Origin of the sequence: Streptomyces sp. HUAS 31 (genome assembly GCF_028198125.1) — a bacterium.
GTDB classification, from domain to species: domain Bacteria; phylum Actinomycetota; class Actinomycetes; order Streptomycetales; family Streptomycetaceae; genus Streptomyces; species Streptomyces chartreusis.
Genome location: NZ_CP116353.1, coordinates 9,211,285 through 9,231,757, shown reverse-complemented (window position 1 = coordinate 9,231,757; position 20,473 = coordinate 9,211,285). Strand labels below are relative to the sequence as shown.

The 20,473-nt window shown below is 71.9% G+C and carries 23 protein-coding genes; 7 read left to right on the top strand and 16 right to left on the bottom strand.

Annotated features, from left to right (window positions below; translation table 11 throughout):
• Positions 1-10: 10 nt before the first annotated feature.
• From PGH47_RS40150 to PGH47_RS40095, 12 genes are all read right to left on the bottom strand, one after another.
• Complete coding sequence (locus tag PGH47_RS40150; RefSeq protein ID WP_271667573.1) at positions 11-301, bottom strand: hypothetical protein; 291 nt, start codon at positions 299-301, stop codon at positions 11-13.
• A 54-nt stretch (positions 302-355) separates the two neighbouring features.
• Positions 356-1,375, bottom strand: coding sequence for a sugar kinase (locus PGH47_RS40145; RefSeq protein WP_271667572.1), 1,020 nt, complete (start codon positions 1,373-1,375; stop codon positions 356-358).
• A 145-nt stretch (positions 1,376-1,520) separates the two neighbouring features.
• Positions 1,521-2,414 (bottom strand): SMP-30/gluconolactonase/LRE family protein, encoded by an 894-nt coding sequence (locus PGH47_RS40140; RefSeq protein ID WP_271667571.1) that lies wholly within the window; start codon positions 2,412-2,414, stop codon positions 1,521-1,523.
• Positions 2,411-3,046 carry a bifunctional 4-hydroxy-2-oxoglutarate aldolase/2-dehydro-3-deoxy-phosphogluconate aldolase gene (locus PGH47_RS40135; RefSeq protein ID WP_271667570.1) on the bottom strand — a complete coding sequence of 212 codons (636 nt, stop codon included), beginning with the start codon at positions 3,044-3,046 and terminating at the stop codon, positions 2,411-2,413. The genes PGH47_RS40140 and PGH47_RS40135 overlap by 4 nt, the downstream gene beginning before the upstream one ends.
• The gene (locus tag PGH47_RS40130) at positions 3,037-3,882 is read right to left on the bottom strand and encodes a hypothetical protein (RefSeq protein WP_271667569.1); all 846 of its coding nucleotides are present in this window, start codon (positions 3,880-3,882) and stop codon (positions 3,037-3,039) included. The genes PGH47_RS40135 and PGH47_RS40130 overlap by 10 nt, the downstream gene beginning before the upstream one ends.
• A 5-nt stretch (positions 3,883-3,887) precedes the next feature.
• The gene (gene dgoD, locus PGH47_RS40125; RefSeq protein ID WP_271667568.1) at positions 3,888-5,033 is read right to left on the bottom strand and encodes a galactonate dehydratase; all 1,146 of its coding nucleotides are present in this window, start codon (positions 5,031-5,033) and stop codon (positions 3,888-3,890) included.
• On the bottom strand, positions 5,030-5,770 hold the full coding sequence (locus tag PGH47_RS40120) for a FadR/GntR family transcriptional regulator (RefSeq protein WP_107910427.1): 741 nt from the start codon (positions 5,768-5,770) through the stop codon (positions 5,030-5,032). The genes dgoD and PGH47_RS40120 overlap by 4 nt, the downstream gene beginning before the upstream one ends.
• A gap of 43 nt (positions 5,771-5,813) precedes the next feature.
• Entirely contained in the window at positions 5,814-6,587 is a 774-nt protein-coding gene (locus PGH47_RS40115; protein ID WP_271667567.1) for an SDR family NAD(P)-dependent oxidoreductase, read from the bottom strand.
• 64 nt (positions 6,588-6,651) lie between these two features.
• Positions 6,652-8,721: an alpha-galactosidase gene (locus tag PGH47_RS40110; RefSeq protein ID WP_271667566.1), complete on the bottom strand. Its 2,070-nt coding sequence runs from the start codon at positions 8,719-8,721 to the stop codon at positions 6,652-6,654.
• Positions 8,718-9,566 carry a carbohydrate ABC transporter permease gene (locus PGH47_RS40105; RefSeq protein WP_125527875.1) on the bottom strand — a complete coding sequence of 283 codons (849 nt, stop codon included), beginning with the start codon at positions 9,564-9,566 and terminating at the stop codon, positions 8,718-8,720. Before PGH47_RS40105 ends, PGH47_RS40110 begins: the two co-directional genes overlap by 4 nt.
• Positions 9,566-10,501 carry a carbohydrate ABC transporter permease gene (locus PGH47_RS40100; RefSeq protein WP_271667565.1) on the bottom strand — a complete coding sequence of 312 codons (936 nt, stop codon included), beginning with the start codon at positions 10,499-10,501 and terminating at the stop codon, positions 9,566-9,568. The genes PGH47_RS40105 and PGH47_RS40100 overlap by 1 nt, the downstream gene beginning before the upstream one ends.
• Before the next feature lies 1 nt (position 10,502).
• Positions 10,503-11,789, bottom strand: a complete 1,287-nt coding sequence (locus PGH47_RS40095) for an ABC transporter substrate-binding protein (protein ID WP_271667564.1) — start codon at positions 11,787-11,789, stop codon at positions 10,503-10,505.
• 698 nt (positions 11,790-12,487) lie between these two features.
• Between PGH47_RS40095 and PGH47_RS40090 the strand changes: the two genes are divergently transcribed.
• The 4 genes from PGH47_RS40090 to PGH47_RS40075 all read left to right on the top strand — a co-directional run bounded on the left by PGH47_RS40090 (position 12,488) and on the right by PGH47_RS40075 (position 16,198).
• The gene (locus PGH47_RS40090; RefSeq protein WP_271667563.1) at positions 12,488-13,096 is read left to right on the top strand and encodes a hypothetical protein; all 609 of its coding nucleotides are present in this window, start codon (positions 12,488-12,490) and stop codon (positions 13,094-13,096) included.
• 145 nt (positions 13,097-13,241) lie between these two features.
• Positions 13,242-14,285 carry an L-glyceraldehyde 3-phosphate reductase gene (gene mgrA / locus PGH47_RS40085; RefSeq protein ID WP_271667562.1) on the top strand — a complete coding sequence of 348 codons (1,044 nt, stop codon included), beginning with the start codon at positions 13,242-13,244 and terminating at the stop codon, positions 14,283-14,285.
• Between the two features lie 235 nt (positions 14,286-14,520).
• Positions 14,521-15,678, top strand: a complete 1,158-nt coding sequence (locus tag PGH47_RS40080) for an alpha-lytic protease prodomain-containing protein (RefSeq protein ID WP_271667561.1) — start codon at positions 14,521-14,523, stop codon at positions 15,676-15,678.
• A 193-nt stretch (positions 15,679-15,871) separates the two neighbouring features.
• Positions 15,872-16,198, top strand: a complete 327-nt coding sequence (locus tag PGH47_RS40075) for an antibiotic biosynthesis monooxygenase family protein (protein ID WP_030948149.1) — start codon at positions 15,872-15,874, stop codon at positions 16,196-16,198.
• 61 nt (positions 16,199-16,259) lie between these two features.
• On the opposite strand, the gene PGH47_RS40070 is transcribed toward PGH47_RS40075, so the two are convergent.
• Together PGH47_RS40070 and PGH47_RS40065 are read right to left on the bottom strand one after the other, a co-directional pair.
• Positions 16,260-17,063 (bottom strand): DUF817 domain-containing protein, encoded by an 804-nt coding sequence (locus tag PGH47_RS40070; RefSeq protein WP_271667560.1) that lies wholly within the window; start codon positions 17,061-17,063, stop codon positions 16,260-16,262.
• Between the two features lie 82 nt (positions 17,064-17,145).
• Positions 17,146-17,595, bottom strand: coding sequence for a hypothetical protein (locus PGH47_RS40065; protein WP_271667559.1), 450 nt, complete (start codon positions 17,593-17,595; stop codon positions 17,146-17,148).
• 219 nt (positions 17,596-17,814) lie between these two features.
• Between PGH47_RS40065 and PGH47_RS40060 the strand changes: the two genes are divergently transcribed.
• From PGH47_RS40060 to PGH47_RS40050, 3 genes are all read left to right on the top strand, one after another.
• Positions 17,815-18,189 carry an SH3 domain-containing protein gene (locus PGH47_RS40060; protein WP_271667558.1) on the top strand — a complete coding sequence of 125 codons (375 nt, stop codon included), beginning with the start codon at positions 17,815-17,817 and terminating at the stop codon, positions 18,187-18,189.
• Positions 18,190-18,221: 32 nt separating this feature from the next.
• Positions 18,222-18,617, top strand: coding sequence for a peptidase M23 (locus PGH47_RS40055; RefSeq protein WP_150498305.1), 396 nt, complete (start codon positions 18,222-18,224; stop codon positions 18,615-18,617).
• A gap of 79 nt (positions 18,618-18,696) precedes the next feature.
• Positions 18,697-19,623, top strand: coding sequence for a GNAT family N-acetyltransferase (locus PGH47_RS40050; protein WP_271667557.1), 927 nt, complete (start codon positions 18,697-18,699; stop codon positions 19,621-19,623).
• 70 nt (positions 19,624-19,693) lie between these two features.
• Here the strand turns inward: PGH47_RS40050 and PGH47_RS40045 are convergent, their stop codons facing one another.
• Together PGH47_RS40045 and PGH47_RS40040 are read right to left on the bottom strand one after the other, a co-directional pair.
• Positions 19,694-20,152: a hypothetical protein gene (locus PGH47_RS40045; RefSeq protein ID WP_271667556.1), complete on the bottom strand. Its 459-nt coding sequence runs from the start codon at positions 20,150-20,152 to the stop codon at positions 19,694-19,696.
• Positions 20,153-20,216: 64 nt separating this feature from the next.
• Entirely contained in the window at positions 20,217-20,390 is a 174-nt protein-coding gene (locus tag PGH47_RS40040) for a hypothetical protein (protein WP_163017227.1), read from the bottom strand.
• Positions 20,391-20,473 lie beyond the last annotated feature (83 nt).

Genomic DNA, 20,473 nt, shown 5'->3' with positions numbered 1-20,473 from the left:
GCCCGCTCCGCTATGCCCCGGCGCCGCTCCCGCCCGTGTGCCCAACCGCCTGGTGCACCTGCTTCTCGACGTCGCTGCGCGTCTCGCCGCGCTCCCTGGCGTAGTCGGCCAGCGCGACCTGCACCTCCCTGGCGAGGTCGCGCCAGGCCCGCAGTGCCGTGTTGTACGTCTCGGTCTGCCGTGGGCTCCAGCCGCCCTGCCGGGTCGGCGGCCCGTACATGCCGCGCAGCTCCTCCACGCGGCTGTGGGCCTGCTCGGCCGCGCGCTCCTTCGCCACCAGCTCTTGGAAGATAGTCGTCACACAAATGGAGCATAGGCGGGCGGACCGCCCATCGCGCGCCGAGCAGCACGAGGCTCAGGCCGACGGCGTCACGAGCGCGCGTTCCGCCCACTCCCGGGCCGGGAGTGCGAGCAGTGCCTCCGTCTGGCCCGGGTCGGGCAACGGGCCGTGGTCTCCGGTCACTTGGAGGGCGGACGCGGCGGTGATGTGGCCCAGCCGGAGTGCTCCGGTCGTGCCCGTGCCTCGCAGCAGACCGGCGAGGAATCCGGCCGCGAAGGCGTCGCCGGCACCCACCGCCTCCACCACCGTCACGCGCGGTGTCGGCACGACGACGGTGCCCTCGTCGGTGAACGCGGTCGCGGCCCTCGCCCCGTCCTTGACGACGAGGACGCGCGGATGCGGGAGCAGCGCCCGTACGGCTTCCTCCGTCAGGTGCTCGCCCCACAGCGCCTGTGCCTCGTCCAGCCCGACGAAGACGATGTCGGCCCGGTCGGCCAGTTCGCGCAGCACGGCCGGGGCCGTGCCGTCGGGCCAGAGGGCGGCGCGGTGGTTGACGTCGAAGCTCACCGCGTACGGCCGGTCACCGGGTTCTGTGGACAGCGCCCGGGTCACGAGGTCGCGGCAGGACTCGGACAGTGCCGGCGTGATGCCGGTCAGGTGGAGCAGCGCGGCCGTGCGCACCGGCGGGCCGTCGAGCAGGTCGGGGCCCAGGGCGGAGGCGGCCGAGCCGCACCGGTAGTAGTGCACACGCGTTCCGTCGGGGCCCGGGTCCTTCACCAGCACGCCGGTCGGGCGGTGGCGGTCGGTGCGCACGTACGACACGTCGACGCCGGACGCGGCGACCGTGGCGCGGACGCGGTGTCCCAGGGGGTCGTCCCCGAGGGCGGAGAGCCAGGCGACGGGGATGCCGTGGTCGGCCAGATACATGGCGACGTTCGATTCGGCACCTGCCACCGACAGCCGCAGCTGCGGCGCGGTCAGCAACGGGCTCGGCGGGTCGGGGGCCAGGGCCGCCATCGTCTCGCCGACGCAGACGACGGGGCCGGGGGCGAGCCGCCAGGGGGCGGGGCCCGCGGAGGTCGGTGAGGCGGTCATGAGGGTTCCCTCAGGGCCGAGGGACGTCGGACGGCGCAGCGCCGGCAGGCGACCGTCGCCGGCCACGCGCGGGTCAGACCGGATCCCCCGCAGCCAAGGTGTGCCGGACCGTGTGGCACCGGCGAGAAACGGCCGTCGCCCGCACTCATGCCGGATCCTGGAGCGCCGGGGCGAGCCGGACAAGGTCCAGGCGGCAGTCGGGCGTCGGAGTGCCGGGCACGTCCACTCGGACGGTGAACAGGGCGCCGTCGTCGTCACCGGGGGCCGGCAGGCCCACGCGGGCTGTCGTGATGTGCAGGACGTCGTCGGCGAGGCACACGCCGGCCGGTTGCCGTGCCGGGAGCCGCAGGGTGCGGTCGAGCGTGCCGTCGGGCAGGTGGCGGCGTACGGTGCCGGTGCCCCAGACGGCGATCCACACGGCGCCCTCGACGTCGACCGCCATGCCGTCGGGGCTGCCGTCGCCGATCGTCACGAACTCCTCGGGCGCGCCGAGGTCGCCGGTCACCGGGTCCACCGTGTACCGCCGGACCACTCCCCGCGCGCTGTCCGCCAGGTACATCAGAGCGCCGTCGGGCGTGAACGCCGGCCCGTTGGGGACGGTGATGCCGTCCAGGACCCGTACGACGGTGCCGTCGTGGTCGACGCGGTAAAGGGACCCGGCGTCCTCGTCGGCGTCGTAGGACATGCTGCCTGCCCAGAAGCGGCCGAAGGGGTCGGCGACGGCGTCGTTCATGCGCATCGGCGTCGGGGCGTCGTCCTCCGGCCGGGCCAGCCAGTCCAGGGAGCCGTCGGTGTGCAGCAGGGCGATGCCGGTGCCCGCGGCCGCGATCCAGGTGCCGTTGTGCCCGGCGAGCGGGGCCACGGCGCCCAGCGGGACGGGGAGTTGAGCCAGCGCGCGCAGGGGTGCCGTCGGTTCGTGCGGGGCGGAGAGGAGGCGGCCGGCGAGGATGTCGACGAGGACGACGTCGGCGCCGGTCCAGCGGATGCCCTCGCCCAGTTCGAGGCGGTCGGGGCGCGCGGCGCGCGGTTCCGCGGTCACGGCGTCGCCGCCTCGGCCACGACGGTGCGGAAGAGGCGGGCGCGTGCCCGGAGGGCGGTGATGCTGCCGCCGTCGGCCGCGTCGCCGATCAGGGGTGAGCCGACGCCGACCGCGAGGGCACCGGCCGCGAGGCAGGCGCGGGCGGCGGTCTCGTCGACACCGCCGACGGGGACGAGCGGCGCGTCGGGGAACGGGCCGCGCAGTGCCTTCAGGTAGGCCGCTCCCCCGAACTGGGCTATCGGGAAGATCTTCAACGCGGCCACGCCCAGGGCACGGGCCGCGATGACCTCGGTCGGGGTCACCACCCCGGCGAGGACCGGCATGCCCAACTCCTGTGCGGTGACGACGCCGTCGCCCAGTCCCGGAGTGACCGCGAAGTCGGCTCCGGCGCCGTGCGCGGCGCGGGCGTCGTCGGCGGTCAGGACGGTGCCGGCGCCCAGCGGGTGTGCCGGGCCGAGGGCGTGGCGGGCGCGTTCGATGACGGAGAGGGCGTCCTTGCCGGACAGCGAGACCTCGACCAGTTCGACGCCCTCCTGGATCAGGGCCAACACGGTGCGAAGCGCGGCGTCGGCGTCGTCGCCGCGCACGATCGCGACCAGGCGGTGGGTGGCCAGCGCGGCTCTCAGGTCCACGGACGGTGCTCCTTCGGTGCGGGGGTCGAGGGGCAGCGGCAGACCCCGGTGATCGTGAGCCGCCAGCGGAGCTCGCCCGACGGGGGTACGCGCGCGGCGTCGTCGGGGCCCGCCTCGGCGAGGTCGAAGACCCGCCCGAGCATGGGTTCCACGCCCGTGCTCCGGTACGGGTGCGGCTGCGGGAAGCCGCCGAGGTTGCGCCACAGGGCCATCGACACGGGCTGTCCGTCCGCGCGCAGTTCCAGGGCGAGCCGGTCGCGGTCGTCGTGGACGCAGGCCAGCGGGGTGTCCACGACGGCCCCGACCGCGGTGCCGTCGTCGGGTCCGAGCCGGTTCATCGGTACTCCGTGGGGTGTGGGCCACGGGCCGGTGATCCAGGGGGCGTCGGCGGGCCAGGGCTCGCCGAGGAGCGGTGCGGCCTCGGGGAACAGACGGGTGGGCGCCCCGTCGGTCATGTGCAGGGTCGCGCGCCCCGAGAGGTCCAGCAGGGCGTGCGCGGCCCACACGAACCGGAAGCCGGCCGGCGCGGTGAGCGTGTAGTCGGCCCGAACGCCGTCGGCCGTGGTGCTGATGGTCCGCGCCAACGTGAAGGAGTCGCCGTGCACGTGTTCGGTGTCGCCGGTCCGGGTCCAGGCCCGTGACCATACGTCACCGTGGTCGGGCAGGCCGCGGACGGTGGGGACGCACTCCTCCAGCCCGCCCGCGTCCACGAACGCGTCGCCCGGCGCGGCCTTCTCCCGTTCCGGTGCCGGACGGTGCCAGAGCCATTCGCGCGAGGGCGAGCGCAGGGACGTCCAGCGCCCGCCGTGCTCGGCGTCGGTGGTGAGGGTCAGCACTTGCGTCACCACTCGGCGAACGAGTCGTCGGCGTGCCGCCAGACGGGGTTGCGCCAGGCGTGCCCGGACCGGTCGGCCGCGCGTACGGCCGCGTCGTCGATGGTGATGCCCAGGCCGGGCGCGTCGTTCAGCGGCGCGTGGCCGTCGACGAACCGGAACGGGGCCGGGTCGGCGAGGTAGGACAGCAGGTCGGCGTCCTTGTTGTAGTGGATGCCGCGGCTCTGCTCCTGGATGAGGAAGTTCGGGGTCGCGAACGCCACTTGGAGGCTCGCCGCCAGCGCGATGGGGCCGAGCGGGCAGTGCGGGGCGAGCTGCGCGCCGTAGGTGTCGGCGAGGGAGGCGATCCGGTGGACCTCGGAGATGCCGCCGGCGTGGGACAGGTCGGGCTGGGCGACGGCTATGCCGGCGGAGAGCGCGGGTAGGAACTCGGCGCGTGAGTAGAGGCGTTCGCCGGTGGCGAGCGGGATCGGCGTCGCGGCGACCAGGCCGGGCAGCAGATGGCCGTGCTCGGGAACGACGGGCTCCTCCACGAACAGCGGGTGCAGCGGGGCGAGTTCGGCCAGGACGCGGCGGGCGCTCGCGGCGGTGAAACGGCCGTGGAAGTCGACGGCGACGTCCCGGTCCGGGCCGAGGGCCTCACGGGCGGCGGTCACGCGGGCGACGACGGCCGCGGTCTCGGCCGCAGTGGTGATCGGCGAGGTGGCGCCGGCCGCGTTCATCTTGACCGCGGTGAAGCCCGCCTCGACCTGGGCGGTGATCTGTTCGGTGAGCTCGGCCGGTTCGTCGCCGCCGACCCAGGCGTAGACGCGGACGCGATCGCGCACCGGACCGCCCAGCAGGGCGTGCACGGGGGCGCCGTAGGTCTTGCCGGCGATGTCCCACAGGGCCTGGTCGATTCCGGCGACGGCGCTGGACAGGACCGGTCCGCCGCGGTAGAAGCCGCCCTTGGTGAGCACCTGCCAGTGGTCCTCGATGCGCAGCGGGTCCTGGCCGATGAGGTGTTCGGCGAGGACGTCCACGGCGGCGCGGACCACCTCGGCCCTGCCCTCGACGACGGGTTCGCCCCAGCCGACCACGCCGTCGTCGGTCTCGATCCGGCAGAACAGCCAGCGCGGCGGTACCAGGAAGGTTTCTATGCGCGTGATCTTCACTTGCCGCCGGTGCCTTTCGTGTCGTCGGGGCCGTCGATGCGGTCCAGGTCGCGCCCGGCCTGGACGAGCAGGGCCCGCATCGCCGTCTCGGCGGCCGTGGCGTCCTGTTCGCGCACGGCGTCCAGGACGGCGCGGTGGGCGGGTACGGGGTCCTCGCTGTGGGGGTGGCTGTGCACGATGCGGTCGCGGTGCGCGAGGCCCGGCTCGATGACCATCTCCATGCGTTCGAGCAGTTCGTTGTGGGTGGCGTTCAGCAGGGCGCGGTGGAAGGCGAGGTCGGCGTCCACGGCCTGTCCGGGGTCCGCGTCCTGCCCGCCCATCGCGTCCAGGGCCGCTTCGAGGGCCTGGAGGTCGGCTTCGGTGCGGCGCTCGGCGGCCAGGCGCACGGCGGCCGGCTCGACGATGGCGCGGACCTCGGCGAGGTTGCGCAGCAGGGTCCGGTCGGCGTCGGTGGCCTCGTCGGCGCCCTGGAACTGCCAGCGCAGCACGTCGGCGTCGAGGAGGTTCCAGTCGGCGCGGGCCCGGACGAAGGTGCCGCGCTTCTGGCGGGCGTCGACCATGCCCTTGGCGGCGAGCACCTTCAGGGACTCGCGCAGCGCGGTGAGACTGACGTCCAACTCGCTCTGGAGCGCCACCAGGTCGAGCGTGGCTCCCTCGGGGATCCGACCGCCCAGGATGCGGCGGGCGAGGGCCTCCACGGTCTGGCCGTGCACGCCGCGGCGGGCGTAGGGCGTCATGTCGTACAGCCTTTCTGCTGATGGGTGCGGTCGGGGGTGCCGGTCATGCCGAGGCCTTCACGACGCTCCAGCCCCCGTCCACGACGAGGCTCGTGCCGGTGATGTAGGAGGCTTCGTCGGCGCTCAGGAAGGCGATGGCGGCGGCCACCTCCTCGGGGGTGCCGAAGCGGCGGGCGGCCGTCTCGGCGACGCTGCGCTCGCGGTCCTCGGGCGGCACCCGGTCCCAGGCGGCGGTCAGGATCGGTCCGGGCAGGACCGCGTTGACGCGGACGTCGGGCCCGTACTCGACGGCGAGCTGGCCGCACAGGGAGAGCAGGGCGCCCTTGGACGCGGCGTAGGCGGGGTGTCCGGGGATGCCCACGCGCGCGTGGACGGACGAGGTCAGCACCGTCGCGCCGCGCCGCTCCCGCAGGTCCGGCAGAACCGCCCGGAAGCCGAGGAAGCTCGCGGTGAGGTTGACGGACAGCTGCCGCTGCCAGGACTCCAGGGTCATCTCGTCGGCCGGGGCCACGTCGACGGTGTAGGCGTTGCTGACGAGGACGTCCACCGGACCGAAGTCGTGGGCGGCGGCCACGATCCGGCGCCAGTCGTCCTCGGCCGCCACGTCGGCCCGCACGAACCGGGCCCGGCCGCCGTCCTTCGCGATCCGCTCGGCGACCGCCGTGCCGGCGTCCTCGGCGACGTCGGCGAGCACCACCGCGGCGCCCTCCTCGGCGAGGCGGACGGCGGTGGCGGCGCCGATCCCGGAGGCCGCGCCGGTGACCACGGCCGTGCGGCCGCCGAAGCGGTCACCGTGCCGGCGTGGGGACTGGTCCATCGTGGGGTCTGCTCCTTCGTGGGCTCCGGGTGCGGAGAGAGGCCGTTGGGGAAACATATGCGGCTCACTCACGTGTCAGTACCACGAGATCCGCGTCGTGATCGGCGCTCCAGGCGAACGGCAGCCCGTAGTGCAGCAGATGGGCTCCGCCGTACGTCGTTCCGGTCACCGTGTCCCGGTAGTGCGCCGCCGGGTCCAGGCCCCGCAGCCGAAGCCGGTCGGGGCGTCCGGGCACGAGCGGCGCGCCGTCGAGGCGGCCGGTGCTCAGCGCGGCGACGACCGTGCGCTCACCGGCGTCGTACTGGACACCGCAGGTGGCGTCTGCCGGTGAGCCGAGCAGCCGTGCCTCGCCGTGGTGGAGTACGTCGCGGACCTCCTTGTAGCGGGCGATCCACCGCGCGGCCTCGGCCCTCTGGTCCGGTGTCCAGGTGCGCAGGTCGGCGCCGATGCCGAGCACTCCGCACATGGCGTTGACGAAGCGGAACGCGAGACTGCGCGGGCGCGGGTCGAAGACGCCCGGCGCGTCGGTGACCCAGGAGCTCATGACGTGCGGCGCGTGCGCGTGCAGGAAGCCGTGCTGGACGCTCAATCGGTCCAGCGGGGCGGTGTTGTCGCTGGGCCAGACGACATCGGTGCGGGCCAGCGTCATGTGGTCGATGCGGGCGCCGCCGCCGGCACAGCCCTCGACGGTGACGTGGGGGTGGGCGGTGCGCAGGTGGTCCAGGACGCGCAGGTATCCGGCGACGTGCTCGGCGTCGAGGTCGACGTGCCCGGCGCCGGGGCGGCCGCGTTCGGTGGGCGGCCGGTTCATGTCCCACTTGAGGTAGCCGATGTCGTAGCTGCCGAAGAGTCGGTCCAGGGTGCCGATCACGAAGTCCTGGACGTCGGTGCGGCCGAGGTCGAGCAGGAGCTGGTTGCGGACGAGGCGGGCGGGCCTGCCGTCGACGCGGTAGATCCAGTCGGGGTGTTCGGCGTGCAGCCGGCTGCCGGGGCTGACCGATTCGGGCTCGACCCACAGACCGAAGTCGAGGCCCAGTCCGCGCACCTCTTCGACGAACCGGTCGAAGCCCTGCGGGAAGGCCGCCGGGTCGGGGTACCAGTCGCCGAGTCCGCCGGTGTCGTCGCGGCGGCCGGTGAACCAGCCGTCGTCCACGACGAACAGTTCGGCGCCGATGTCGGCGGCCGTCTTGGCGAGTTCGAGCTGGCCGGCGGCGTCGACGTCGAAGCCGGTGGCCTCCCACGAGTTGTAGAGGACCTTGCGGGTGCGGTGCAGACGGTCGCCGGAGAGGTGGCGGTCGTAGCGGTGCCAGACCCGGGACAGTCCGTCGAGTCCGTCCGGGCTGAACGCGCAGGCGAGACGGGGTGTGGTCAGGGTGGCCCCGGGTGCCAGGAGTACGGCTCCCTCGTGCGGGACGCGTCCGGCGCGTACCCGGACCGCGCCGCCGGGCTCGGCCTCGGCGGTGATGTGCCAGTTGCCTGGCCACTCCAGGGCCACACCGTAGGCGGGCGCGTCGTCCGAGGCCAGGTCCTGCACCGCGAGCCAGGGCACGTAGGCGTGGCCGGGCACGCCCTGGGTGCTGCCCATGGTGAACGTGCCCCGGGTCAGGTCGAGTCGGGTCAGCTGGAACTCCCGGGACCACTGGCCGGTGAGGTAGGTCAGCCGTGCCCCGGTGGTAACGGGCACGTTCACGGCTGCCGAGTCGAGGCGTTCCAGGCGCAGTTCACGCGAGGCGGTGTGCTCGGTCCAGCGCAGGATCACATCCGTGCCCGGCACGGCCTCGTAGCAGAGGACCGTGCGCAGCCCGAGGGTCTCGTCGGCGAACGCGAGGCGCAGCTTCCCCTCGGTCTCCTCCGCCCCCTCGAAGTCCCACCAGACGCCCCGCTCGCCGTCCGCACGCTCGACGACGAGGTCCGCTCCGTTGAACGGCCGTAGCCCGTGCGGCAGATACTCGGCGGGGGCGGCGTCGGCGGGCGTGATGAAGTGGGTGCGGTGCGACCAGTCGAGCGCCGACGGTCCGCTCTCCACCCCGTGCGGTCCCCAGGCGTCCAGCTCGGCCCACGGGCCGTCCGGGGACAGCCGTACGGTGTAGCCGGTGTTCTCGGTGCGCAGGGTCCAGCGCTGGTACGACGTCACTTGACTGCTCCGAGGTTCAGGCCGGCCACGAAGTGGCGCTGGAAGCGCAGGAAGACGGCCACGGTGGGGGCGGCGGCGATGACGGAGCCGGCGGCGATCACGTTCCACATGGAGACGTACTGGCCCTGGAGGCCGATGAGCGCGGCGGTGATCGGCATCTTGGTGTCGCTGCGCAGCACGGTGATGGCCCACAGCAGGTCGTTGAAGATCCAGGTGAAGGACAGGGCGCTGAGCGCGGCCAGGGCTGGGCGGGTCAGCGGCAGGATGATCCGCCAGAAGATCTGCCAGGGCCCGGCTCCGTCGACGACCGCCGCCTGCTGGATCTCGACGGGGATGGACCGCATGAACCCGTGCAGGACGAAGACGTAGAAGCCGACGCCGAACCCGATCTGCACACCGATCAGCGCGGGCAGGGTGTCGTAGACGCCCATCATTTCGCTGAGCTTGGAGACGGGGATCAGCAGGATCTGCGGCGGGAGCAGGTTGCCGCCGAGCATGAGCAGCAGCAGGGAGCGGCGCAGGGGCATTTCGTAGCGGCTGAGCGCGAACGCGGCCATCGCCGCCAGGGCCAGCGTCACCAGCACGCAGGGCACGGTGACGATCAGGCTGTTGATGAGGGCGCGCTGCTGGCCGCCGTCGACCCAGGCGAGGCTGAAGTTGTCGAGGGTGAAGGAGTGGGGCCAACTGCCGAGCCCGTTGGCGGCGATGTCGTCGAAGGAGCGCAGGCTGGTCACCACGACCAGGGCGATGGGCAGCAGCCACAGCAGCGCAAGCGCGCCGGCCGAGAGATGGAATCCGGCGGTGGCGGCCCGCTTGCGGCGCACCGCCGTGGAGTTCGCGGACATCAGTCGGCCTCCCGGAAGGCGCGCACGAGGTAGGACGCGATGACGCCGAACGCCAGCAGGAAGATGACGACGGCCAGGGCGGAGCCGTAGCCGAGCCGCAGGGACTGGAAGGCCGTCGAGTACATGTAGGTGCTCAGCAGTTCGGAGGAGTGGTAGGGGCCGCCGCGGGTCAGCGACCACACGACGTCGAACGAGCGCAGCGAGTCGATGATGATGACCGACAGGACGACCGCGTTGACGCTGCGCAGCTGGGGCAGGGTGACGTGGCGGAAGCGCTGCCAGGCGCTCGCGCCGTCGACCTTGGCGGCCTCGTACAGGGCGGGGTCGATGCCCTTGAGGCCGGCGAGGTACAGGACCATCACATAGCCGATCTGGCGCCACAGCGCGGGCACGATGACCGCGTACAGGGCGGTGTCCTGGTCGGCGAGCCAGGCGTGCCGCAGGCTGCCGAGGCCGACGGACTCCAGGAGCTGGTTGAGGACGCCGTCGGGCTGGTAGATGGCCTGCCAGACCAGGGCGGTGGCGACGAGCGAGAACACGACGGGCAGGAACAGCGCGGCGCGGTAGAAGCCGACGCCGCGCCGCTCCTGCTGGAGCAGCATCGCGGCGGCGAGGCCGAGCAGGGCGGACAGGCCGCCGAACAGCACCAGCCAGAGCACCGTGTGGCCGACGGCGCCTCGGAAGACGTCGTCGCCCGCCATCTCGCGGAAGTTGTCCAGGCCGACGAACCTCGGTGCCGACACTCCGTCCCAGCTGGTCAGGGCGAGGTAGAAGCCCTGGAGCGCGGGCCAGAACACCCACACCGCCTCGGCGAGCAGCGGGACGAGGACGAAGGCGAGCACCAGCGGGGGTGTGCGCCGCGGGCCCCGGGCCCGGCCGCCACGGGGCGGCGCCGGGACCGAAGACTTGCGGTGGGGGGCGGTCAGGACGGCCATGTCAGGCGTTCCAGATCTTCTCGGCTTCGCGCTGCCAGTCGGTGAGGATGGACCCGATCTCCTTGGGCTTGGCAAGGAACTTGGTCAGCGCGGTGTCGGCGGTGGGCTGGAGGGCGTCGCTGGAGTCGCGGTTGAAGAACTGGGTGATCTCCGCCGCCTCCTCGATGTGCTTGCGGCCCTTCTGCACCAGCGGGGTGCCGGAGTCCTTGGCGTCGGGGTGACAGGGCAGGACGGTGCCGGAGGAGCCCTTGATGTAGATCTCCTGGGCCTCGGCGGTGGCGAGGTAGCCCAGCAGGTCGAGCACGCCGTCCTTGCGTCCGGTGCGGGCGCTGGCGAAGTAGCCGTCGGTGGGGGCCTCTTCGGCGAGCGGGACCTTCGGGTCGATGATCGGGAAGCGGAAGAAGTCGATGTCGTCGAGGGCGTCCTTGGGGGCCGCGTCGGCGAAGAAGGTGCCGATCAGCATCATGCCGCTGCGGCCGTTGAGCAGGGCGGTCGTCGCGTCCTGGAAGGCGCCGGCGGTGCCGTTCGGGTCGAAGTACGGCAGCACCTCCTGCCAGCGGTCGAAGACCTTGCGGACTTCGGGGTCGTCGAAGCGGTGCTTCCCGGCGAGCAGTTCACGGTGGTACTTGGCGCCGTTGATGCGGATGTCGAGGTAGTCGAACCAGGCCGACGCGACCCAGGCGGTGTTGCCGCCGGCGCCCAGGCCGATCGGGGCGACACCCTTGCTCTTGAGCTTGTCGCACAGGTCGAGGAAGTCGTCCCAGCTCTTCGGCTCGCTCACGCCCCACTTGGCGAAGTTGGACTTCCGGTAGAACATGCCCCACCAGTAGTAGGTGGCCGGGACGAAGACCTTCTTGCCGGAGCTCGACGTGCACAGCGAGTTCAGCGCCTTGGAGTAGCGCTTGAGCTCGGAGGAGCCCCAGAGGTCGTCGAGGCCGAGCAGCAGGTCCTTCTTCGCGTAGGCGTCCGCCACCGAGCCGGGGTACCAGGTGTAGACGTCCGGCGGGTTGGCGGAGGTCAGGTACGTCGGCAGCTGGGTGCGGAAGGTCTCGGCGGCGACCGTGTTGAGGCTGACGTCGCCGGTACCCTTCTTGCCGTACGCGGCGACCAGGTCCTCCATCGCCGCCTTGGCCTGCGGCGCCGACACGTTGGACTGGAGGGTGACCGCGCCGTCGGAGGAGGACTTCGAGGACGAGGTCGAGGTGACACAGCCGCTGAGCAGCGCGGCTGTGCCGGTGGCACCTAGTCCGGCGAGGAAACGCCGTCGGCTGGTGTGCGGGTTCGACATGGATGGCTCCCTGTGGATCCGCGCGACGGGTCTGCCCTCCTGACGACAGGGGCCCGCTCGCGGCTGATCCAGGTTCGCGTGGCGCTTCGACCACGTCAAGATTAATTACTAATTTATTTGAACTGGGTCCGGTGAACTGCGCTCGGCGTGACGCGGGCCGCGTGGGCACGGGGGCCGTCGGCGTCACGGCGAAGACTGTGGCGCGCGGCTGGAACCCTGTCAATATTAATTACTAATTTACAGAAACAAGAGCCTGAGTGCGTCCGAAGCCTTGACGGGTCCAGGTCAGCGGTGCAGGGTTCGGCAACGTTGTCAGAGCCGCTGCCCGGCAACGTTGTCAGCGCGCGGTCCCAGATCACCTCGTTCACCGAAAACCCCTGATCGGAGCCGTTGTCCCATGCCGGATCAGCCTTCTGTACCGTCCCGCCGCACTGTACTCACCGCCGGATCCACCCTCGTCGCCGGCTCGGGATCGGCATGCCCCTGCCACCCGGCGCCGCCGCGGCCGGAATCGGCCACCCTCGCCAGGCTCCCACCCACGGCGAACTCGCCACCCACCGGCCGGTGACGGTCTCCTCCACCGACTACGCCCCCACACCCGCCGAGTTCGCCGTGGACGGCCTCGACACGGTGGGCGTACGCGGGACGGGCTGGGCGGCGCCCACTACGGCGTCCGCAGGGCGAGCGAGTCCGTCCATGTGCAGGCCGATCCCGTCAGCGGGCAGGTCGTCGCGGTCAACCACACGCCCAGGCCCATCTCAGGCGCCACGCTCACCGTGCACCTCTATGACCTCGCCGGCCGCCGCCTGGGCGCCGAGCAGCGTGCGGGCGTGGACGTCGCGGCGTCGTCGACCGCGCAGGCCTTCACCTCGGGCTGGACGGACGAGCGGTCCGACTTCCATCTGCTGAGGCTGCGCCTGGTGGACGCGTGCGGCGGGCTGCCGGCCGAGAACACGTACTGGCGGTACCGCGAGGCCGGCGACATGCGGGCGCTGAACGAGGCCGGCCGGACCAGGGTGTCGCCGGAGATCACCGACACGGACCGCTCGGGCGACCGCCATGGCCTGACGCTGCGGCTGCGGAACCGGGGCACGACCGTCGCGGCCATGGTGCGGGTCTCGCTGCTGGACGCGGAGAACGGTCACCGGGTGCCGCCCACGCTCTACGGCGACAACCATCTCTGGCTGCTCCCCGGCGAGTCGCGGACCCTCTCGCTGTCCTGGCCCGCCGCGTCCCTGGCTTCCGGCAGGCCGGCCGTGCGGGTGGAGGGTCACAACGTGCCCGCGGTGACCATGGGCCGCTCCTGATCAGCGGCGGCACCCGGCATTCAGAAACGGTGTCGCTGAATCCGATGAAAAGGATGCGTTGGACGTCAGAATCAGGCAGGAGCACAGTGAACACGTCCCTCACCCGGACCGAACCACCCCGACTGCACCTTGCGGAGACCTCTCGATGAACCACGTCGCTGATCCCGAGCGCTACAACGGCACCATGCGCTACCGGCGCACCGGGCGCTCAGGACTCGACCTGCCCGTGCTGTCCCTGGGGTACTGGCACAACTTCGGTGACGACAAGCCGTTCGAGACCCAGCGCGAGATCGCCCTGCGCGCCTTCGACCTGGGCATCACCCACCACGACCTCGCCAACAACTACGGCCCGCCGTACGGCGCCGCCGAGATCAACTTCGGCCGGCTGATGAAGCAGGACCTCGCCCCCTACCGGGACGAGATGGTGGTCTCCACCAAGGCCGGCTGGGACATGTGGCCCGGCCCCTACGGCCAGGGCGGCGGCTCCCGCAAGTACGTGCTCGCCTCCCTCGACCAGTCGCTGCGCCGGACCGGGCTGGACTACGTCGACATCTTCTACTCCCACCGGCTCGACGCGAGCACGCCGCTGGAGGAGACGATGGGCGCGCTCGACACCGCCGTCCGCCAGGGCAAGGCCCTGTACGTCGGCATCTCGTCGTACGACGCCGAGCGCTCCCGGCAGGCGGCGGCCATCCTGCGGGAGCTGGGCACGCCGCTGCTCATCCACCAGCCGTCGTACAGCATGCTCAACCGCTGGATCGAGAACGAGGGCCTGCTGGACACCGCCGAGCAGGAGGGCTTCGGGGTGATCGGGTTCACCGCGCTGGCCCAGGGGCTGCTGACCGGGCGCTACCTCGACGGTGTCCCGGCAGGCTCGCGCGCCACCCAGGGCAAGTCGTTCGACGAGACCTGGCTGACGGAGGACATGCTGCGCCGGCTGCGCGCGCTCAACGACATCGCGGCCAAGCGCGGGCAGAGCCTCGCCCAGATGGCGCTGGCCTGGGCGCTGCGCGACCGGCGTGTGACGTCGCTGGTGATCGGCGCCTCGCGCACCGAGCAGCTGGAGCAGAACGTGGCGGCGCTGGAGAACGCCGACTTCAGTGACGAGGAACTCGCCGAGATCGACAAGTACGCCACCGACGGCGGCGTCGACCTGTGGCAGGAGGCCCGGACGGGCCAGATCGGCTGACGCACAAGCCGCGCAGTTCCCTCGCGCACCCCGGACGCCCGACGGCGTCCGGGGTGCGCGAGGCGTTTCGGGCGCACGACACCTTTCAGTGAGCCGTTCCGCCGGAACATCCGCCGGAATTTTGGTATGGACCTGACACGCCGGTCTGGCTATGCTCTGCCCGAACCACATTGAGAGCGCTCTCAGCTTGCGGTTGTTCCACCCCACCTTGCTGGAACGACGAAGGGCAACTCCCTTGAGACGCAGCAGACTCAAGTACGCCGGCGTGGCCGCACTCCTGTTGTTCGGCGGTCTGACCGCGGGCGGCACCGGCCAGGCAGCGGCGGACGACTCCCCCACGGCGACCGACGCACCCGCCTCCGCCGGACTGCTCCAGGCCATGCAGCGCGACCTCGGCCTGTCGAAGGCGCAGGCCGAGACCCGGCTCGCGGCGGAACGCACTGCCACGAACCTCGCACCGAAGGCACGCAAAGCGGCCGGATCCGCTTACGGCGGCTCCTGGTTCGACGCGAAGAGCGAACGACTCACGGTGGCCGTGACATCGGACGCCCCCGCCTCGACCGTACGAGAGGTCCGGGCCACCGGAGCGACCGTGCGCACTGTCACGCACAGCGCGCGGCAGCTCGACGCCGCCAAGGCGCGCATCGACCGGCTCTCCGCACCCTCGGGTGTCAGCGGCTGGCACGTCGACCCGGTGGCGAACAGCGTCGTCGTGAACGTCGTCGAAGACGAACGCGCTGACAACGATGTCCGCAGCTTCGTCTCCAGGGCTCGCGCTACCGGACCCGTCACCGTCGAGACGGTCGCCGGCGCGCCGCGGACCTTCGCGGCGGGCACGGTCGGCGGCGACCCGTACTACACCGGCAACGTCCGCTGCTCCATAGGCTTCTCGGTGCACGGCGGCTTCATCACCGCTGGGCACTGCGGTCAGGCGGGCGGCGGTGTCCGGGGCTGGGACGGCAGTTACATCGGGAACTTCCAGGGCTCCTCGTTCCCGGACAACGACTACGCGTGGGTGAACGTCGGCAGCGGCTGGTGGACCGTACCGGTCGTGCTCGGCTGGGGCACGGTCTCGGACCAGCTGGTACGGGGCTCGGCCGAGGCACCTGTCGGCAGCTCCATCTGCCGGTCCGGTTCCACCACGCACTGGCACTGCGGCGCCGTGCTGGCCAAGAACGAGACCGTCAACTACAGCCAGGGCGCGGTGCACCAGATGACGAAGACCAGCGTCTGCGCCGAACCCGGTGACTCCGGGGGCTCCTTCATCAGCGGCGACCAGGCACAAGGCGTCACCTCGGGCGGCTGGGGCAACTGCTCCGGCGGCGGTGAGACCTGGTTCCAGCCGGTCAACGAGATCCTCGGCCGCTACGGCCTGACCCTGCACACGGCCTGAGCCGGGGCGGGGAGGGGTGACCCCGGCGCTCCCCCGCCGGGCCGCGCCTCCCCGCCGAGCGACCTCTGTGCCTTGGTGCAGGAGCCGCCGGGTGACCGCGGTGGCCTTGGTGCAGGAGCCGTCGAGTGACCCCGGTCGCCCGATGCACGAGCCGCCGCGTGTCCACCTGCGGCCGTGCGGCAGGATGAGCACCATGAGCGTAGTCAAGATCAACGTACTGACCGTCCCCGCCGAGCAGCGCGAGACGCTGGAGAAGCGCTTCGCCTCCCGTGCGCACGCCGTGGAGGGCTCGGACGGGTTCGAGTGGTTCGAGCTCCTGCGTCCGGTCGAGGGCACCGACACCTACCTCGTCTACACCCGCTGGCGGGACGAGGAGTCCTTCCAGGCGTGGATGGAGGGCCCCATGAAGTCGGCCCACCAGGGCGGTGCCACGGAGGGCGAGCGCCCCAAGCCGGCCGCGAGCGGGTCCACGCTGTGGTCCTTCGAGGTCGTGCAGCAGGCCGGCCCGAAGGGCGAGTAGCGCGCCTGTTGTGCCGCGAGTGATGGCGGGGGCCCGGCCCCCGCCATCCATACTTTCCGGCCTACGAGGCTCCGGTCTTCGCCCGCTCCCGACGCGATCGGGCGACCGCCGCCAGCACGAACGTGACGCTGATCAGCAGGGACCAGGCGCCGAACTTCTCCACGCCCACGGGCTGCCAGCCGTCCATCTGGTACGGGTAGCGCCAGGCACCCACGTAGGTGGCGAAGTTCTCCGCGACCCACAGGAAGAAGCCGATCAGGACGAACGACAGGGCGAGCGGCATCCGGCGGCGTACACGGCGCACGGTGTACCGCACGGAGGTGCCGGCGGTGACGGCCAGCAGCAGTGCGGCCAGCAGCCAGCGCGCGTCGGGCAGCCAGTGGTGGCTGAAGAAGTTGATGTAGATGCCCGCGGCGACCAGTGCCGTCGAGCGGGGCCGGTAGCGGACCAGCTCCAGGTCGAAGAGCTGCCAGGCCCGGCAGATGTAGCTGCCGACGGCGGCGTACAGGAACCCGCCGTACAGCGGGACCCCCGCGAACTTCAGCACGGCCGGCTCCGGGTAGCTCCATGAGCCGAGGGACACCTTCACCAGCTCGAACGCCAGGCCGATGACATGGCAGACGGCGATGACGCCGACGTCCCGCCCGTTCTCCCAGCCGCGCAGCCAGAACAGCAGCGTCAGCAGCACGCCGTAGACGACGAGCAGGTCGTAGCGGGCCACGGACAGGCCGGGCAGCAGGGTGGACGCCGCCACGCCGGACATCAGGGCGATGGCGAAGGCGCAGGACCGGGTCTGGAGCCATGCGAACTCGAGGAGCTGGCGCAGCGCCGCTCCCAGGGGGCCGATGATGCCGATGGTGAGCATGATCCGTAGGACGAACACACGGCCCGGTCGGTTGCCCCCGTTCCCGACCGGGCCGTGCCGGCGCCGTGGCGCCTCGCGGCGGTCAGTACCAGTTCGTGTACGCCAGGACGTGCCCGTCGCACGTCAGCAGGGCGCGTGAGACGCGGCCGCTGAGATTGTTGCCGATCTTCGTGTAGGCGTAGTTGATGCCCGGGTCGACGGTCTCCGAGACCCAGCCGTCCGCGTTCCCCGCCCCGGAGTTCGAGCGCTCGATGACGGCGGCGCAGTTGTCGCGGGAGTTGTCGATGCGGGCGTAGGAGCCGCACCTGTCGGAGTAGAAGTACTTCAGGGACATGCCCGAGGCGGTCTTGGTCGGCCCGACCTGCCGGAAGCTTCCGGTGCAGCCGCCGACGGTCGGGTACTGGCCCTCGAATCCGTAGGCCCCGTAGTTGCCGCCCGAGAACGGTGCGGCGTCGGCGGCGACCGGGGTGAGCGCCAGCATCGCGGCGGCGCCCGATGCGGCAAGCAGGGTCTGGAGCGTACGGCGGCGCATACGAGCCCTCATTCCTGGGTCGGTGGTGTCGTCGTGACGGTGGTGGCTGCCGTCGTCCGGCTTCGCATTCCTCGTCGTCAGGACCGTAGGAGCCCCTGTCGCCGGAGCGGTACCTGTTAAGTGTCAGGGTCCCTCGCGCAACGGCTTTCCCTAGTGTTCGAGGCGTCGGCGAACGACCCGCCGGAACACTCCGCACAGTCGGAAACAGGGGGAACATCCATGCCCAGTCGCACCATCGCCCGGGCCGCGCTCGTCGGCGTCGGCGCGCTCGCCCTGCTCGGTCCGCTCACCGCGGCGACCGCCGTCGCCGCATCCGCCGCGGACCAGGGCGGCGCCCGCATCATGGCCGCGCCGTACGCCGTCGTGCCCTACGAGACGGTCAACGTCCGCTCCGGCCCGGCACGCTCCTACGACAAGGTCGGCAGCGTCGCGGCCAACCAGCCGCGCGGGGCCTACTGCTGGGTGCACGGCGAGACCATCAGCGACCACGGCTACACCAACGACGTGTGGGTCAAGCTCGTCGAGGGCTACGTGAGCGCCGTGTACCTCAAGGGCGACGAGTACGGCGACCTGCCCGCTTCCGCGACCTGCTGACCACCATCACTCTTCACGACCGGGGGACACACATGAAGACACAGCTGCGCCGCTGCGCCACCGCTCTTGCGGTGGCCGCGCTCTCCGTCGGCACCCTCGCCGCCACGGCCGAGGCCGCACCGACGGCCGGCAGCTCCGCCGTCGCCGCCGCCAACAACGGCGACCCGACCCTGACCGACGTCTACATCTGGGCGACGGACGTCAACCTGCGCAGCCGGCCGACGACCGACTCGCCGCGGCTCGCGGTCCGTTCGAAGTACTGGCTGGACGCCGTGTGCCAGACCCAGGGGCAGTACGTCAATGACCCCGCCGTCGGCGGCAACAACTGGTGGACCGCCGTGCAGGAGTTCGCCGGCAGCGACATCGCGTGGGTGAACAACCTCTACATCCGGGGCGGCGAGAAGATCGCCGGCGTGCCCGACTGCTGACGATCGGCGCGAGGCAGGGGCAGGGCGGGGCGGGCGAAAATGCGTTGCGGCCCCTCGCCCCGCCCCGGACCCTGAGGCCATGCCCTATGCCCTTCGTCCGGCCGGCCTCACCGACGCGGCCGCCGTCACCGAACTCCTCAACGAAGTCGACCGGATCGAGATCGGCCGGCCCGAGACCGACCTGCACACCGTCGAGGCCGATCTGAAGCGGCCCGACATCGCCCTGGAACGCGACTCGTGGCTGGCCTTCGACGGCGGCCGGCTGGTGGCGTACGGCCTGCTGTGGGACGAGTCGGGCGGCGAGCGCGTCGACGTCGACCACTACGTGCTCCCCGATCACCAGCGGGCCGGTGAGCTGATCCTGGACGCGATGGAGGCCCGCGCCCTGGACAAGGCCCGTGAGAACGGTGCGGCCAGGGCGGTTGTGCATCTGCACCTCAACACCGAGCCGACCCTCGACACCGGCCTGATCACGCGCCGCGGCTGGTCCGCCGTACGGCGCTATCACGTGCTGCAACGGCCGCTGGACGCCGCCGAGGACCTCGCGCCCGAACCTCCGGCCGGCGTGACACTGCGGGCGTGCGCCGACGAGGCGGACCGTGCGCGCGTCCACGCGCTGTACCAGTCGAGCTTCGCCGAGCACTTCGACTTCCAGCCGCGCAGCTACGAACAGTGGCTGCACGACGTCGACGCGGACACCCTCGACTGGTCCATGGTGTGGCTCGCCGGCACCGAGAGACTCGGCGACGCCGGGTTCCTCATGGCGCGCGACGACCGTGAGGCCATGGGCTGGATCCGGAGCATAGGCGTGCTGCGCGAGGCGCGCGGCGCAGGGCTCGGCGGCCTGCTGCTGAGGCACGCGTTCGCCGCCTTCGCCGGGCGCGGCCGGGAGACGGTGGGACTCGGCGTGGACACCTCCAACGCCACGGGCGCTCCGGCGCTGTACGAACGGCACGGGATGGCCGTGCACTACGCCGTCGACACGTGGGAGACGGTCCTGAAGTGACCGGGCGGGACCCGGTGCCGATGTAATGCACCGGCTTGCGAAGCCCGCCCGCCAGGTCCGCGCCCGCGCGTCAGACCGCCGGGTCCGCGTCCATCTCCCGGGCGGATGCGCGCCGTTGCTCGTAGCGCAGGGCGGCGCCCGTGACGATCGCGCCGATGCCCTCCCACAGCCCCACCCCCAGGAAGCCGGACGGTGCCCGGCCCCCGATCACCGCGAGGGTGAAGACCGCGCAGGTCAGCAGGCGGAAGGGTACGGTCCAGCGGAAGAACGCCTTCCAGCCGGAGAGCGCGGCCAGCACGTAGTAGACGCCCATGTTGAGCGCCGCCATGGAGGACGCCGTCAGGAAGACCGTCGTGTGGTCCCCTTGGACACGCCGGGAGTCCGGCACGGGCCTGAACCCCATCAGCTCCAGCAGGGCGTCCGGGGCGACGAGCCCCACCACGCCCGGGCCGGCGGCGAGGACACCGAACACGGCCATGGTCCAGCCGGACGGTGAGCTGGGCAGGAGTCGCACGAAGTCCTCCACCATTCAGGGGAGTTGAGCCTCGCACACCCCGCGAGTGCCGTGCGCCCCGGCCGGGCGTGGAGAGCGGTCAGCGATCCCCCGCGCCCGCTCGCCCACCGCTTCTTCGGGCGTTGTTGTACAGCCGCAGCAGATGCTTCGCGACCGCGCACCGGGCGCTGTCGGCATGGCACTGCCGGCAGGTCCGCATGTGCTGCTCGTAGTCGGTCTGCGCCTGCTGGAGGGCATCGCCTTGAGACGACATGGAAGTCCTCTGGGTGTTCGAAGGAAGGGGCGGCCGAGCGGGTGCCGCGGTGACGTGCAGCGCACCTGAGAGAAAAGTGGATC

What these genes read in the sequence shown, in the direction of transcription:
- PGH47_RS40095 (WP_271667564.1), bottom strand. Translation starts at nt 11,789, where the DNA reads ATGTCGAACCCGCACACCAGCCGACGGCGTTTCCTCGCCGGACTAGGT.
- PGH47_RS40115 (WP_271667567.1), bottom strand. Translation starts at nt 6,587, where the DNA reads ATGGACCAGTCCCCACGCCGGCACGGTGACCGCTTCGGCGGCCGCACG.
- PGH47_RS40050 (WP_271667557.1), top strand. Translation starts at nt 18,697, where the DNA reads ATGCCCTATGCCCTTCGTCCGGCCGGCCTCACCGACGCGGCCGCCGTC.
- PGH47_RS40075 (WP_030948149.1), top strand. Translation starts at nt 15,872, where the DNA reads ATGAGCGTAGTCAAGATCAACGTACTGACCGTCCCCGCCGAGCAGCGC.
- PGH47_RS40055 (WP_150498305.1), top strand. Translation starts at nt 18,222, where the DNA reads ATGAAGACACAGCTGCGCCGCTGCGCCACCGCTCTTGCGGTGGCCGCG.
- PGH47_RS40070 (WP_271667560.1), bottom strand. Translation starts at nt 17,063, where the DNA reads ATGCTCACCATCGGCATCATCGGCCCCCTGGGAGCGGCGCTGCGCCAG.
- PGH47_RS40065 (WP_271667559.1), bottom strand. Translation starts at nt 17,595, where the DNA reads ATGCGCCGCCGTACGCTCCAGACCCTGCTTGCCGCATCGGGCGCCGCC.
- PGH47_RS40060 (WP_271667558.1), top strand. Translation starts at nt 17,815, where the DNA reads ATGCCCAGTCGCACCATCGCCCGGGCCGCGCTCGTCGGCGTCGGCGCG.
- PGH47_RS40105 (WP_125527875.1), bottom strand. Translation starts at nt 9,566, where the DNA reads ATGTCCGCGAACTCCACGGCGGTGCGCCGCAAGCGGGCCGCCACCGCC.
- PGH47_RS40100 (WP_271667565.1), bottom strand. Translation starts at nt 10,501, where the DNA reads ATGGCCGTCCTGACCGCCCCCCACCGCAAGTCTTCGGTCCCGGCGCCG.
- PGH47_RS40045 (WP_271667556.1), bottom strand. Translation starts at nt 20,152, where the DNA reads ATGGTGGAGGACTTCGTGCGACTCCTGCCCAGCTCACCGTCCGGCTGG.
- PGH47_RS40145 (WP_271667572.1), bottom strand. Translation starts at nt 1,375, where the DNA reads ATGACCGCCTCACCGACCTCCGCGGGCCCCGCCCCCTGGCGGCTCGCC.
- mgrA (WP_271667562.1), top strand. Translation starts at nt 13,242, where the DNA reads ATGAACCACGTCGCTGATCCCGAGCGCTACAACGGCACCATGCGCTAC.
- PGH47_RS40040 (WP_163017227.1), bottom strand. Translation starts at nt 20,390, where the DNA reads ATGTCGTCTCAAGGCGATGCCCTCCAGCAGGCGCAGACCGACTACGAG.
- PGH47_RS40120 (WP_107910427.1), bottom strand. Translation starts at nt 5,770, where the DNA reads ATGACGCCCTACGCCCGCCGCGGCGTGCACGGCCAGACCGTGGAGGCC.